Source organism: Mycetocola sp. CAN_C7 (assembly GCF_015752285.1).
Taxonomy (GTDB): domain Bacteria; phylum Actinomycetota; class Actinomycetes; order Actinomycetales; family Microbacteriaceae; genus Mycetocola_A.
In genome coordinates this window covers 382,917-396,538 of sequence record NZ_JADOUY010000004.1, presented here as the reverse complement: position 1 = coordinate 396,538, position 13,622 = coordinate 382,917, and the positions used below count along the sequence as shown (strand labels likewise).

Here is a 13,622-nt window from a genome sequence, read left to right as displayed (position 1 = left end):
CGCCTGTGAACTCCACCATTCTAGGGGCTGGACCCAGCCGTCGACTGGGGAGGAGGGCCACACTCAAGGCAAATGCTCGGGGTGTCAGTCGCCGAGCACCCGGTTCAGATACGGGTTGGCGAAGAGCCGTCGGGGATCGAGGCGATCCCGCAATGCAACGAAGTCGTCGAAGCGTGGATAGAGACCGGCGAGCGACGCGGCACCCTGCGTGTGCATCTTTCCCCAGTGCGGCCGGCCACCGTATTCGTGGAAGATCGCTTCGACCGCGCGGAAGTAGGGCTCGGGGTTCTCATGGTGGTAACGGTGAACGGCGATGTACCCGGTCGCCCTGCCCGTCGCGGTCGACAGCCAGAGATCGTCTGCCGGCGCGAAGCGCACCTCGATCGGGAAGCTGATACGCCAGCGCTTGCGAGCGATCAGCGATTCGATCTCGCGGAGAACGGCGGGCACGTGCTCGGCGGGCAGGCCGTATTCCATCTCACGGAAGCGCACGGTGCGCTTCGTGGTGAACACGCGGTGCGAGCGGTCGGTGAAGCGCCGGTTGCCTGTCAGCTTCCCGGCGAGACGGTTCACAACGGGAATGACGGGAGGAAGAACGGTGCCGGTGAAGCACAGAGCCCGGTACAGCCCGTTCGCGACGAGGGTGTCATCGACCCAGCGGGACATGGGGGAGAGCGGCTTGCGTGCAGCAGACCCCGGAAGTCTGGTGTTGGTCTTCGTGAGCGCTGTCTCGGTATGAGGGAACCAGTAGAACTCGAAATGATCCGCGGATGCCGTCCGCTCGGCCACGGTGTCGAGCACGTCGGCGAGCGGCTCGGTCTGCTCGACCGCTTCGAGCAGAAATCGGGGAACGCAGGCGAGCGTCACTTCGGCGATGATGCCGAGCGCACCGAGACCGAGGGCGACGGCGGGGAGGAGCTCGGCATTCGTCGTATCGTCGACGCGCAGGATCTCTCCTTCTCCGGTGACCAGGGTCATCCCGCGAACCTGGGTGGCGAGCCCGCCGAACACCGAACCGGTGCCATGAGTGCCGGTGGAGATCGCTCCGCTGATGCTCTGACGATCGATGTCACCGAGGTTCGCCATGGCGAGTCCGTATGGTGCAAGCAGTCGCGGGATCTCGTGCAGGCGGGTTCCGGCGTAGAACGTCACCCGGCCATCGGCGGTCGGGCGACCGATCAGCCCGGAGAGGTCGTCGAGGGCGAGTTGCACACCGGTTGCGACGGCGATGCCGGTGAAGGAGTGACCGGAGCCGACCGCTTTGATGGGGATTCCCGAGCCGGCGGCGGCCCGCACCGCCCGCTGCACCGCCGCGGTCGTGCGTGGTCGCTCGACGCGCAGCGGTCTGACGTGCTCTGTTCGTGCCCAGTTGTGCCACACGGCTCCGGTCGCTGTCACAGAAACGCCTGTCCTTCGCCGCGATAGGTCACCAGGCGGTCGACGACCGCCCCCTGGTCGACGACGACGAAGTCGTTGACACGCTCACTCAGTTCGCCCGATTTGGAGTGGCGCAGCCACACCCGGTCTCCGGTGGACAGCAGAGTGGCCGCTTTCCCCCGGATGGGCGTCTGCACCTCCCCCGCCATCTCGCGCGGGATCAGCTCGAGGCCTTCTGGCCAGGCGAGGCGCGGCATCCGATCGATACCGGGTGGGCCGGAGGCTACCCACCCGCCGCCGAGGATCACGGCCATCGACGGTGAGGGTTTGCGCACGACGGAGAGGGCGAAGGATGCTGCCGGTGCCGGATGAAATGTACGGTAGTTGTCGAACAGATGCCCGCCGAGGATGCCGCTGCCCGCGGCGAGCTCGGTCACCGATTCGTCGCGGGAGGTGCTCTCCAACGACCCCGTCCCCCCGCCGTTCACGAACTCGAGATCGCTCACGCGGCGAACAGCGGCAACGGCCGCTCCGCGCCGTTCGGTGAGTTCAAGGATCGAGTTGCGTTTCATCCAGCGAAGCGTGGTCGACCAGGCGTTCCGGGACGTCGTCCTGTCGGCGATCCCTGCAATCTGGGCTTCGTACGCCATCATCCCGACGAGGGTGAAACCAGGTCGGGATCCGATCGTTCGAGCCAGGAGCTCGGCCTCCGCAGCCGTTCGTACCGGCGAGCGCCAGACTCCGACGTGCCCGAGCGGCGCGGCCTGCCAGGACACGTCGAGTTCGACGCAGAGCCGGAGCGTCTCCCTCGAACCGGGCGGTATGCACGTGTCGATGAAATCGAGGTGTTCGACCGAGTCCACCATGAGGGTGACCCGGGCGGCCGCGACGGGATCGGTGGCCAGCCGGCGAATCGCCGCGGCATCCGCTGTCGGGTAGCCGACCACGATGTCGTCGACGGTGTCGGCGAGCCAGAGTGCCTCGGGGAGGGTGAAGGCCAGAACGCCGGCGTATCCGTCCGTTGCCAGGAGGGCATCGATGAGTCCCCGCACGCGGATCGATTTGCTGGCGACGCGGACGGGTTTGCCCCCGGCGCGACGGACGAGGTCGTGGGTGTTGAAACGGAGGGCTCCGAGGTGCAGGACCGCCAGCGGAGTTTCCAGCCCGGCCGTGGAGTCGTCGATGCCGGTCCAGAAACGTCGGGAGTCGAGCCATGGCGCCGGGTCAGCGCTCGCCTTGCCCCGTGCGGAGAGCGTGATGACCATGACCGTCCTTCCTGTGCACCACGTTAGTGGAGGATCCGACGCGTTGGCCGGTCGGCGAGCCTGAGAATGGCCCCCAAACAGGCGTGGCGGTTTGACTTGATGCGAGCTGGCCTTGTAAATGGAAGCACAGTGGGGATATTCAGATCAGCGGCGCCGAACGGGGGCCTGTCGGCGGAGCCGATACGGCGACGCTCGCGAGCCATCGCGCCGCTCCTCGTGGCAACCGTCTCGCTCATGCTTGCGTTGATCGCCCCCGCTGCTGCCCACGCGGAACCCGACCCCGTCGCACCCGAGTCTGCTTCCGCTCCGACGATCACGTCTCCGGTGTCCGGGTCGTTCATCGGCTCCTCCTCAGCGACGGTCACGGGAACCAAGACTCCGAACTCCGAGATCCAGGTTCTCGCAGGTTCGTCGCGCACCAACGTCTGCACCGTCGACAACGACAAGCCGACCTGGTCGTGTGCCGTCTCTCGCCTGCCGAGCGGGCCGGGCATCGTGCTCTCCGCCGTCCAGCTCGTGCCAGGCATGCCGAACACCGAATCGGAACCGGTGACTCTCGACATCCTCGCCCCGCCGACCATCGCAGCAGGCAGCGCCCAGCCGACGAGCGGCCTCGTGCAGGGCGGCGGGTACCCTGACGCCACCATCACGCTGTCGATCGGCGGTGGACGGTCGTGGAGCTTCCCAGCCGCGTCTGATGGCACCTGGGCCTACGTGCTGCCGCGGACGATCGGAAGCGGAACGTTCACGGTGACGGCCACCCAGTCCACCTCGTTCAGCGAAGATCAGTTCTCGGGCCCCAGCGCCGCACGGAGGATCCTTCTCGACGTCGACCCGCCGGGTGCCCCGCGCATCACCTCCCCGACGGCAGGGAGCGCCCTCCGCCCGGCCGGGTCGAGCTTCTCGGGAACCGGCGAGAACGGGGCAACGGTCGACGTCTTCGCGGTGACGGCATCCGGCTCAGACGTCGCCGTATGCACGGCAACGGTCTCGCGTGGCAACTGGTCGTGCACGAGCGAGTCGCTGCCGACAGGAACGCTGACGGTGACGGCGTTCCAGAAGGATGTCGCAGGCAACGTCGGCGGCGGAAGCAGGCCCGTCGGGGTGAGAGTCGCCGAGCCCGCGGCGGCGACGCCGGCTCCCGACCCGACACAGGGCGTCGACCCGTCCCCCGCTCCCGTCGCACCCGTCGACCCGCCGAGCGCCTCTCCGACCCCGACGGCCCCGACACCGACGAGCCCCGACGCCGGGCCGCCGCCGATGGCGGACAGCTGGGTCAGTTCGACGCCGTTCACCTCGGGTGTTCCTGTTCTCGGCGCCGGAGAGCTGTCATGGCTGCGAGCCCTGATCCTCGCCGGTGTCGCCATCCTCCTGCTCCTCGTTCCTGCGCGGATGCTCGCAACGACGGTGGGTGGCAGGAGACCACAGCCCCAGGCGCTGAGCCTCACCGGGCGCAACAGGGTTCCCACCCACGACGACCCGCTCCCCCTCGTCGCCTCACCGAGCGCTATCGCCGCCGCGATCGGCATCGTCGTGGCAGCGGGCGGAATCGCGCTCTTCGCCAACCCGGTCCACGGCCAGCCGGAGTACCTGCGCGTCTTCCTGGCTTCGGTGGTCGCCGTCGCGCTCCTCAACCTGGCTTCCACCGTCCTTCCGCGGCTTCTGGCGCGTCAACTGTTCACAGACGCAGTGCGGGTGACTCTCGCACCCCGGCTCCTTCTCACCGTCGGAGTTGTCGCTCTGCTCTCGCGAGTGCTCGACCTCCAGCCCGCACTGGTGTTCGGAATCGTGTTCACCGCCACTGTGGCCGCTGGCGCTCGATCGACGCGGGGCGTCCTCGCCCTCCTGCGCGTCGGGACCGTCTTCGTCTTCGGGGTGCTGGCCTGGCTGGCATCGACGCTGCTGGGCCCGGCATCCGGCTTCATCGATACCCTCCTCACCGAAGTCGCCAACATCGGGGCGATGGCCGGAATCGGATCGGCCGCCATCCTCCTGATCCCGCTCGGTCGGCTCGACGGTCGCGCCCTGCTGGTCTGGTCGCGGCCGGTGTGGTTCGCGGCAGCGACCATCGTTCTCACGGTGTTGTTTGCGCTGCTCGCACCGGTCGTCGACGTCTGGCAGACCAACGGAGGCATTCTCATCGCGGTATTCATCGGCCTGGGTTTCGGCGCGCTCGGCTTCTCGGTGTGGTTGTGGCGCCGGGTCATCCAGCCAGCTCTCACCGCTGACTGACCCGCTCGCCGTCCGACGATGCCGCCGCTGTCGGTCGTTTGCGCGAGAATGAACAGGTGTTCATCGTGCTGTCAGGGTCTCCCCGCGGGGCGGTGACCCTCACCGAGGTCAGCGACGACGGCATCCTCTCCCCTCCGGTGCACGTCGAGCCTGCCGACGTGCTCTCCGACATCGCCAGGCGCGAACGCGACCGCCCCCGCTGGGTCTGGAGTGACACGACCCTGTGGTACCCGATGCTCCTCGAATCCGGCGTGGCCGTCGAACGGTCACACGACCTGCGGCTCTGTCACCGCATCCTGCGGCTGGCGCAGTCGACACGCAACTCCGAGCTTGCCGAAAGGTCTGCAACGCCGTGGGATCTGCCGCCTCACCCGCCCGGGCAGCGTCAGAACACACTCTTCGATGACGAGCCGCACGACGACGAGACTGATCCGCTGGAAGAGTTCCTCCTGCAACGTCGGGTCCTCGACACCCTGGCCGCAGCCGACCCGGGGGCGGCGTTCCGGCTTCGGCTGCTGCTTGCGGCGGAGTCCTGCGGCGCACTCATCGCCGAAGAGATGAGGAGCAGAGGGATGCCGTGGAGCGCCGAGGTGCACGCTGCAACACTCACCGAGGTGCTCGGTCCCCGTCCGCAATTCGGTGGCCGCCCGGCAAAGCTCGAGGCGCTTGCCGATGAGATCCGCTCGGCTCTCCAGGCCCCTGCCCTCAACCCGGACTCGCAACCCGATCTGCTCAGGGCGCTGAAAAAGGCGGGACTCGGCGTATCGGGGACGAGCAAATGGGAGCTGCGGGAGTTACGGCATCCGGTGATCGCCCCACTGCTTGAATACAAGAAGGGGGCTCGCCTGCTGTCGGCGAATGGCTGGGCGTGGATGGAGGCGTGGATCACCGACGGACGGTTCCGCCCCGAGTACGTCGTCGGCGGTGTCGTCACCGGGCGCTGGGCCACCCGGGGCGGGGGCGCGCTCCAGCTGCCTGCGCAGGTGCGAGGAGCCGTGCGTGCCGACGACGGCTGGACACTTGTGGTCGCAGACGCGTCCCAACTCGAACCCCGCATCATCGCGGCCATGTCACGCGATGAGGCGATGGCGAAGGCGGGCCGCGGGCTCGACCTCTACCAGGGACTCGTCGACGCCGGCGTGGTCAACACCCGGGCGCACGCGAAGCTGGCGATGCTCGGCGCTCTGTACGGCGCAACGACCGGTGAGAGCGCCCAGCTGATGCCGAAGCTCACGCGGGCGTTTCCGCTGGCCATCGGGCTCGTCGAGGCGGCCGCCAGAGCGGGAGAACGTGGCGAGCAGGTGAGCACCTGGCTCGGGCGGAGTTCCCCGTTGCCGAGCGACGGCTGGCGCGAGGTGCAGCGTGCAGGGGCATCGCCGGACGCCACCCCGGCCGACGAACGCCGCGCACGTCTCGCCGCACGCGACTGGGGGCGCTTCACACGCAACTTCGTCGCTCAGGGCACCGCTGCCGAGTGGGCGATGTGCTGGATGGCCGGGCTGCGTCAGCGGCTGTGCGCCCTCGGCGACGCTGACAGTCGACCGCACCTCGTTCTCTTCCTGCACGACGAGGTGATGGTGCACTCCCCCGCGCCCCTCGCCGACCAGGTCGCCGAGGCGATCAGAGACGCGGCGGCGGATGCCGGCCGGCTCCTGTTCGGCACGTTCCCGGTCGACTTCGCCCTCAGCGTCGCCGTCGTGTCGAGTTACGACCAGGCCAAGTAGAGGCGCATTCAGCTCTTCCTGGCGATCAGTTCGACCGGGGCGAGGAGCCCGGCCTTCATCGCATGGAGAAGGTTGGTCATCCGTGTCCGCCCGTCAGGTCCGAGCACGAGGTGCATCCCGAGCGGTGACGGCCGCTCCCCCTGAGCCGGTTTCGGCATGGCCTCGATGAATTCGATTCCGGCGTCGCGGAGGTCGCGGTGACGTTCAACGGTGAACCCGGCCGCACCGAGGGCATCCTCGTACGCGGCACGGGACGCCGGGAACGAGATGGCGGCGGTCGCAGCCCACGGGAGCGGGTAGGCCAGGTCTCCCTCTGCTGACCGCATGACGTCGTAGATCGCGAAGACTCCCCCGGGCCTCAGCACGCGGGCCACCTCGGCGAATGCGGTTCCTTTGTCTGCGATGTTCATGCCGACGTGCAGGAGCGTTGCGACATCGAACTCTTCGTCGGCGAAGGGCAGGTTCAGGGCGCTGGCGTCGACGAAGGCGACCTGGTCGGCGAGACCCGTGCGTTCGGTGAGCGACGCCGCCGTTCGCACGAACTCGGGAGTGACGTCCACCCCGACCACGGTTGCGCCGTAATGGGAGGCGAACAGCCGGGCGGGTCCTCCGATGCCGGATCCGACGTCGAGCACCCGCGATCCAGCGGTGATCCCGGCGGCGAGGGCGAGGTCGCGTGCCGACTGTACCCCTCCGATGTGGAATTCGTCGACGGTGAGGAGGTCGTCAGGCTGCAGGTGGTCGATGTCACGCCCGGTCGCCGTCAGTGCGCCCAGGATGGCGACCTCGAGCTGAGGGTTCCCGTAATGCCTGGCGACGGCCGGGTCCATTCCGGAGCCGAAGTCGGCGTGCGTGCCGGTGTGGTCCTGCATGAGGTTCTCCTGCCTGAGGCGCGACGCTGCGCAGTGCGCGGCAGTCTACGCGCGGCTGGGTACCGGCGACAGGGGGCGGGAGGCCGGTTCGGTCAGTTGGTGACCGGGCGGTTCCGTTCTGCCCACTGCATGCCGCTTGTCGCCTGCTCCTTCGTGAGGGCGGTCACGCCGCCGCAATTCGAGCAGGCGACGGAGTACCGGCGCGACACCGTGAACAGCGGGATGAAGAAGACCGACACTTTCGTGGCGTTCTCGGTCACCTGCTGGCTGGCATCCGTGCGACAGTACTCGCACACGAAGCGCACAACGGTGAGGATACGGTTGCGAAGCGTGGTGCCGAAAATGAGGAGCATCCGTCGAGTGTACGGAGCGGGACGTTCGACGAAGAGGGGCTTGCGCCCGGCCGATGGGGCACTTGAGTACCGGACTGCAACTGGAACGGCCGCGTGGACGAGAATAGGCAGCACTCATCGCGACGGCCGCGTGTACCCCCGGTGGGACTCGAACCCACACTGGAGCGATTTTAAGTCGCCTGTCTCTGCCATTGGACTACGGGGGCGTGCTGCCTCAGTTTATTGCCGAGCCCGCCGGCCCCACGACCGACGCTGCACCGAAGCCCTGTCGACATCCAGATTCAGGAGATCTGCTGCGACACGCCGTTCCGGGGGTCTCCGCAGGCGGCGTGTCGCGAGAATTTCCTGAATGTGGAGTTTCTCCTGACTGGGCAGCTCTCCTGAACTCGCAGAGCTCTCCTGAATGTGCAGCGCAGCACAGCGGCGGATGCCTCCACGTGGGCTGACGAGAGCGAGCCCGGTCCATTCCGGACCGGGCTCGCCTCACAGACGGATGCTACTTCGAGGCAGCGACGGCTTCCTTCTCGGCGGCGGGCTTCGCCGCTTTCTTCGCCGGAGCCTTCTTCGCCGGGGCAGCGTCTGCCGCTGGCTCTGCAGCTGCCGGCGGCTTCGGACGTGAGGCGAACTCGACGAACGCAGCACGGGGGTTCTGCACGGCGCTGAGGTTGACGATGTCGCGGCCGAGGAACACGTTGCCGACCCAGCCGGCAATGACGCGCAGTTTGCGCTCCCACGTCGGCATGGCCAGGCCGTGGTAGCCACGGTGGGCGAACCAGGCCGGGAGTCCCTTGATCGCGATCTTGCCCGACTGGAACACACCGACACCGATACCGAGGCCGGCGACGGCGCCCATGTTCTTGTGCAGGTACTGCTTCGGCTCTTCACCACGGAGAACCGCAACGATGTTCTTCGCCATGAGCTTGCCCTGACGGACGGCGTGCTGAGCGTTCGGTACGCAGAACCCACCGACACCACCACCGGAGAGGTCGCGGATCGCGGTGACGTCACCGGCACCCCAGGCATCCGGGATGATCTCGTCGTCGGTGCCGACGCGGAGGTCAGGACGCACGACCAGGCGGCCACGCTCTTCGATCGGAAGGTCGGTGTTGCGCACGATCTGCGGGTTGGCCATGACACCGGCCGTCCAGACGATGAGGTCCGACTCGAACGACTCGCCGGTGGAGAGCTCGATCTTGCCGCCGACCGCAGACGAGAGCTGGGTGTCGAGGTGAACGAGCGCACCGCGCTCGGCGAGGTTCTTGAGCACCCAGTGGCTGGTCTTGAGACTGACCTCGGGCATGATGCGTCCCATGGCCTCGATGAGGTGGAACTGGATGTCGTCGAACGCGATCTGCGGGTACCGCTTGAGCAGCGCGCTCGCGAACGAACGCAGTTCAGCGAAGACCTCGATGCCGGCGAAACCGCCGCCGACGACGACGAAGTTGAGCAGGCGGTCGCGCTCAGGGCCTGCGGGGAGGCTGGCAGCCTTGTCGAAGTTCGCGAGAACGCGGTCGCGGATCGCGACAGCCTCTTCGATCGTCTTGAGGCCGATGGCCTCGTCAGCGACACCGGGGATCGGGAAGGTACGCGAAACAGCACCGGCGGTGACGACGACGATGTCGTAGTCGAACTCCCACGCCTCACCGATCGCCGGAACGATGGTGGCCTTCTTCTCGGCGTGGTTGACGTTCGTGACCTTGGCGGTGATCACCGTGGTCTTCTTGAGGTGACGACGCTGCGCGACGACCGCATGGCGCGGTTCGATCGAGCCGGCTGCGACCTCGGGGAGGAACGGCTGGTACGTCATGTACGGAAGAGGGTCGACGATCGTGACCTCGGCTTCGCCTGCGCGCAGCCACTTTTCCAGCTTCCATGCGGTGTAAAAACCGGCATAGCCGCCGCCGACAATCAGAATTTTTGGCACGGTGAGAATACTCCTACTGGGGGGATCGCAAGGACTCGAACAGGCTACTGCCTGCGAGCCACCCGCTTGAGATGCCGGGTGGCACCGATGGCACCGAGCACTACCAGAGTACCAGTTCCCAGGAACAGGGCGAGCGGGAGGCTGACATACAGCAGGGTGTCGCGCGTCGGCAGGAACGGGTTCGCCGGTGCGGCGACGGTGTCGAGCGGCGGAACGGTCGGGATGGTTCCTGTGTCTTCCGGCACCGGCTTCGGTGTGGCCGCCGCCTTGCGATAGGTCGTGATCCAGGCGGCGAGATCGCCCATCGGGTTCTCGTCGACCGCTGCGACGTCCGCCGTCAGAGCAGCGACCGCGTTGACGTAGCCGTATCCGTAAAGCGCGTTCGGAAGCTCCTGCCCTGCCACCGGGGTGGCGGTGCGGATGATGCGATTGATCACGTTGGCCGTGTCCATGTCCGGGTACCGTGAACGCACCAGTGCCGCGATTCCGGCGACAATGGGCGATGCGCCACTCGTTCCCGCCCATTGCACGTAGCTACCGTCTGGCGAGACGCCGACGAGTTCCTCGCTGGGGGCTGCAACCGAGAGGGTGATGCCCTGGCTGGATGCGTCGTAGCTGGCGGCACCGGCCGGATCCACTCCCGCGACGACAAGCACGCCGGGGATGGTCGCAGGCGCGCCCACCTCGTCGGTTCCGCTCCCCCGGTTTCCGGCGGCAGCGACGACGATGACGTTGTGGTCGTATGCGTAGGTGAACGCCTCGTCCCAGCTCTGCGGCCAGTCCTTGGTGTTCGTGGTGAGCGACATGTTGATCACGTCAGCGCCGTTGTCCACGGCGAAGTGGATGGCGTCGGCGATCTGGTCTTCGAACGGGATCGTTGAGCCGCTCGAACCGAATCCGACCGAGATGGCAATGAGGTCGGCGTCTGGAGCCGTTCCGATGACTCCGTTGCCTGAACCGTTTCCGCGGCCGGCGGCGAGCGACGCCACCCAGCTGCCGTGGGGGTTCTCGTCCGCTCCCCCGACGGGAGTCCGACCGTCGGAGCTTCCGACACCTGACGCGTCGTGCCCGGCGACGACGGCACCGTCGAACTCGACGGGGCCGTCCGCGATCCCCGTATCGATGATGGCGATTGTGGCGCCTTCGCCTGTGCTGAATTCCCAGGCGTCTGCGACGCCGTATTCGGCGAGCCAGTACTGTGCGTCACGGACCGGGTCGGCACTCACCGGTGTGACACCGGCCGTCACCGTGCCCAGCACGAAGACTGCGACCAGCCCGCCTGCGAAGATCCCCCGACGCTTCTGCATGCCCCTGCTCATTCCCCCGCCTGGGCGGTTCCTTTGCTGTCGACGATGCACTGGCACACCGTCGGAGTCCAGTCTGCACGCTCCAGGGCCAGGTCGCCCACCGGGTTCACTCCTGGACCTGCTGCCAGGGCGTGTCCGACAAGGGCGTGCAGGCACTTGACGCGTACCGGCATCCCGCCCGCCGAGATCCCGGCGAGCTCCGGAACGAGAGCGATGCTCTCCCGATCGGCCAGGTATGCGTTGTGCGCTGCTGCGTATGCGAAACGGAGATCCTCATCGGCGGCCAGCCGGTCGTTGTATTCGTTCATCACCTGCGTCGCCTCGAGCGTCGACACTGCTGCCGTCGCTGCGGGGTGGGTCAGGTAGTAGAAGGTCGGGAACGGCGTTCCGTCGTCGAGACGGGGCGCTGTCGACACCACTGTCGGTGTCCCGCACACGCACCGCGCGGCGATGCCGACCACATTGCGTGCCGGCCGGCCCAGCTGGGCGGAGACCGCCCGGATGTCGTCGTCCGTCACTGTGTCGAATGGCGGTGTCGTCATGAGTCCATTATCCCTGCTCGGCAGGTCTGCTTCTGGCGCACGCTCACGGCGTCGGTTCGGGTTGCGGCACCGGAGCGACATCCGTTTCCGTCGCGACGTCGGCGAGACCAGCGCTGAGGATCGACGCGAGCAGAGACTCGGCCCAGTCGACCTTCGTTGCGGTCAGTTCGGTGCTGACCGGCGCGGCATCTTCACCGAACAGCGCGGCATCCACATCGTTCATGACGATGAAGCTGACCTCACCCGGGTTCACGTAGAAGAGCCGGTCGCGGGCCTGTGTCATCACGTATGTGCTGTCGTTCCAGCGTTCCCTCTCGGCGGTCAGCCGGGTGATGTCGCTCTCGTTCGAGTCGACGGATGCCTGCAACTGCGCGATTTGCTGGCGTTGCTCCACGTAAGCCTTGAGGTTCGGTGCGATCACGATGATGCCGAGGACCAGGAGAGCCATCATCAGCAGGCCGAACCCGGAGAAACGGATGCCGCGGATCCAGCTGCCTGCCTCCGATTCGTCGACGGCGACGACGGGTTCGGGCAGAGCCGCGTTGCGCTTGCTCGCGCGGGTGCGCGCCGCCCTGGTGGATCCCGGTCGTCGTGCCATTGCTGGAGTCCCCCTCGTATCGTCGCGTCACGCACAACTCCCGGTGTGCGCCGATTTCTCAGCGCACACCGGGAGTTGACTGGCCTGGTTTACGCCGAGAACCGGGGGAAGGCGCTGCGACCCGCGTACACCGCGGATTCGCCCAGCTCTTCTTCGATCCTCAACAGCTGATTGTACTTGGCGACGCGCTCCGAACGGGCAGGCGCACCGGTCTTGATCTGACCGGCGTTCGTGGCGACGGCGAGGTCGGCGATCGTGGTGTCCTCGGTCTCCCCCGAGCGGTGAGAAAGGATCGCCGTGTAGCTGGATCGCTGGGCGAGCGACACCGCGTCGAGCGTCTCGGTGAGGGTGCCGATCTGGTTGACCTTCACCAGGATGGAGTTGCCGACCGAGAGGTCGATTCCCTTGGCGAGACGGGTCGGGTTGGTGACGAAGAGGTCGTCTCCGACGATCTGCACCTTGTCGCCGAGTTCGGCGGTGAGGTGCTGGTAGCCCTCCCAGTCCTCCTCCTCGAGCGGGTCCTCGATGGAGACGAGCGGGTAGTCGGCGACGAGCTCGACGTAGTACGCGCTGAGCTCCTGGGCGGAGAGTTGCTTGCCCTCGAACCGGTATGCGCCGTCCGTGAAGAACTCGGTTGCGGCGACGTCGAGTGCGAGCGCGATGTCCTTCCCAGGGGTGTAACCGGCGTTGGTGATGGCTTCGACGATGAGGTCGAGTGCGGCACGGTTGCTCGGCAAATTCGGCGCGAAACCGCCCTCGTCTCCGAGTCCGGTGGCGAGGCCCTTCGACTTCAGAAGCGCCTTGAGCGCGTGGTAGGTTTCGACGCCCCAGCGCAGGCCCTCTGAGAAGCTCTCGGCTCCGAGGGGAACGATCATGAACTCCTGGATGTCGACATCGTTGTCGGCGTGTGAGCCACCGTTGATGATGTTGAGAAGCGGAACCGGAAGCACGTGGGCGTTCGGTCCACCGAGGTAGCGGTAGAGCGGCAGGTCAGCGGCCTGGGCTGCTGCCTTCGCGACGGCGAGGCTGACGCCGAGGATGGCGTTGGCGCCGAGGCGCTCCTTGTTGTCGGTTCCGTCGAGGTCGATCAGCGTCTTGTCGAGCAGACGCTGGTCGTCGGCCTCGAGGCCTTCGACAGCGGCACCGATCTCGTCGAGGACCGCGTCGACCGCCTTGAGGACACCCTTGCCCTGGTAGCGGTCCGAGTCACCGTCACGCAATTCGTATGCTTCGAATGCTCCGGTCGATGCGCCGGACGGCACAGCGGCACGCTCGACGACACCGTTGTCGAGCAGCACCTCGACCTCTACCGTCGGGTTCCCACGGGAATCCAGAATTTCGCGAGCGCCTACAGCCTCAATGAGTGCCACAGTTTTTCTCCTGTTCAGGGGTGTTGCGGTGAATTGTGTGGAGCGACGTTGACCCGGG

Annotated in this window: 11 protein-coding genes and 1 tRNA gene; 2 read left to right on the top strand and 10 right to left on the bottom strand. The window is 67.1% G+C overall.

The genetic code is table 11. From position 1 onward, the window contains the following. Nucleotides 1-84 precede the first annotated feature (84 nt). A complete protein-coding gene (locus tag IWX78_RS11255) occupies nt 85-1,398 on the bottom strand; it encodes a D-arabinono-1,4-lactone oxidase (RefSeq protein WP_196833610.1) in 1,314 nt (437 codons plus the stop codon). Beyond that, nucleotides 1,395-2,642, bottom strand: coding sequence for an alanine racemase (locus IWX78_RS11250; RefSeq protein WP_196833609.1), 1,248 nt, complete (start codon nt 2,640-2,642; stop codon nt 1,395-1,397). The genes IWX78_RS11255 and IWX78_RS11250 overlap by 4 nt, the downstream gene beginning before the upstream one ends. A 234-nt stretch (nt 2,643-2,876) precedes the next feature. On the opposite strand from IWX78_RS11250, the gene IWX78_RS11245 reads away from it, so the two are divergent. Together IWX78_RS11245 and IWX78_RS11240 are read left to right on the top strand one after the other, a co-directional pair. Further along, a complete protein-coding gene (locus tag IWX78_RS11245) occupies nt 2,877-4,874 on the top strand; it encodes an Ig-like domain-containing protein (protein ID WP_196833608.1) in 1,998 nt (665 codons plus the stop codon). Nucleotides 4,875-4,930: 56 nt separating this feature from the next. Then, on the top strand, nt 4,931-6,598 hold the full coding sequence (locus IWX78_RS11240; protein ID WP_196833607.1) for a bifunctional 3'-5' exonuclease/DNA polymerase: 1,668 nt from the start codon (nt 4,931-4,933) through the stop codon (nt 6,596-6,598). An 8-nt stretch (nt 6,599-6,606) separates the two neighbouring features. Here the strand turns inward: IWX78_RS11240 and IWX78_RS11235 are convergent, their stop codons facing one another. The 8 genes from IWX78_RS11235 to eno form a co-directional block, all read right to left on the bottom strand. Continuing rightward, nucleotides 6,607-7,470 (bottom strand): class I SAM-dependent methyltransferase, encoded by an 864-nt coding sequence (locus IWX78_RS11235; RefSeq protein ID WP_196833606.1) that lies wholly within the window; start codon nt 7,468-7,470, stop codon nt 6,607-6,609. Nucleotides 7,471-7,562: 92 nt separating this feature from the next. Continuing rightward, nucleotides 7,563-7,823: a zinc-ribbon domain-containing protein gene (locus IWX78_RS11230; protein ID WP_196833605.1), complete on the bottom strand. Its 261-nt coding sequence runs from the start codon at nt 7,821-7,823 to the stop codon at nt 7,563-7,565. 133 nt (nt 7,824-7,956) lie between these two features. Then, nucleotides 7,957-8,029, bottom strand: a tRNA-Leu gene (locus tag IWX78_RS11225). Nucleotides 8,030-8,319: 290 nt separating this feature from the next. After that, complete coding sequence (locus IWX78_RS11220; RefSeq protein WP_196833604.1) at nt 8,320-9,747, bottom strand: NAD(P)/FAD-dependent oxidoreductase; 1,428 nt, start codon at nt 9,745-9,747, stop codon at nt 8,320-8,322. A 44-nt stretch (nt 9,748-9,791) separates the two neighbouring features. Continuing rightward, on the bottom strand, nt 9,792-11,066 hold the full coding sequence (locus IWX78_RS11215; RefSeq protein ID WP_334684695.1) for a S8 family serine peptidase: 1,275 nt from the start codon (nt 11,064-11,066) through the stop codon (nt 9,792-9,794). Then, the gene (locus tag IWX78_RS11210; RefSeq protein WP_196833603.1) at nt 11,063-11,596 is read right to left on the bottom strand and encodes a DUF501 domain-containing protein; all 534 of its coding nucleotides are present in this window, start codon (nt 11,594-11,596) and stop codon (nt 11,063-11,065) included. The genes IWX78_RS11215 and IWX78_RS11210 overlap by 4 nt, the downstream gene beginning before the upstream one ends. Before the next feature lie 43 nt (nt 11,597-11,639). After that, nucleotides 11,640-12,194, bottom strand: coding sequence for an FtsB family cell division protein (locus IWX78_RS11205; protein ID WP_196833602.1), 555 nt, complete (start codon nt 12,192-12,194; stop codon nt 11,640-11,642). 89 nt (nt 12,195-12,283) lie between these two features. After that, the gene (gene eno, locus IWX78_RS11200; RefSeq protein WP_196833601.1) at nt 12,284-13,564 is read right to left on the bottom strand and encodes a phosphopyruvate hydratase; all 1,281 of its coding nucleotides are present in this window, start codon (nt 13,562-13,564) and stop codon (nt 12,284-12,286) included. Nucleotides 13,565-13,622 lie beyond the last annotated feature (58 nt).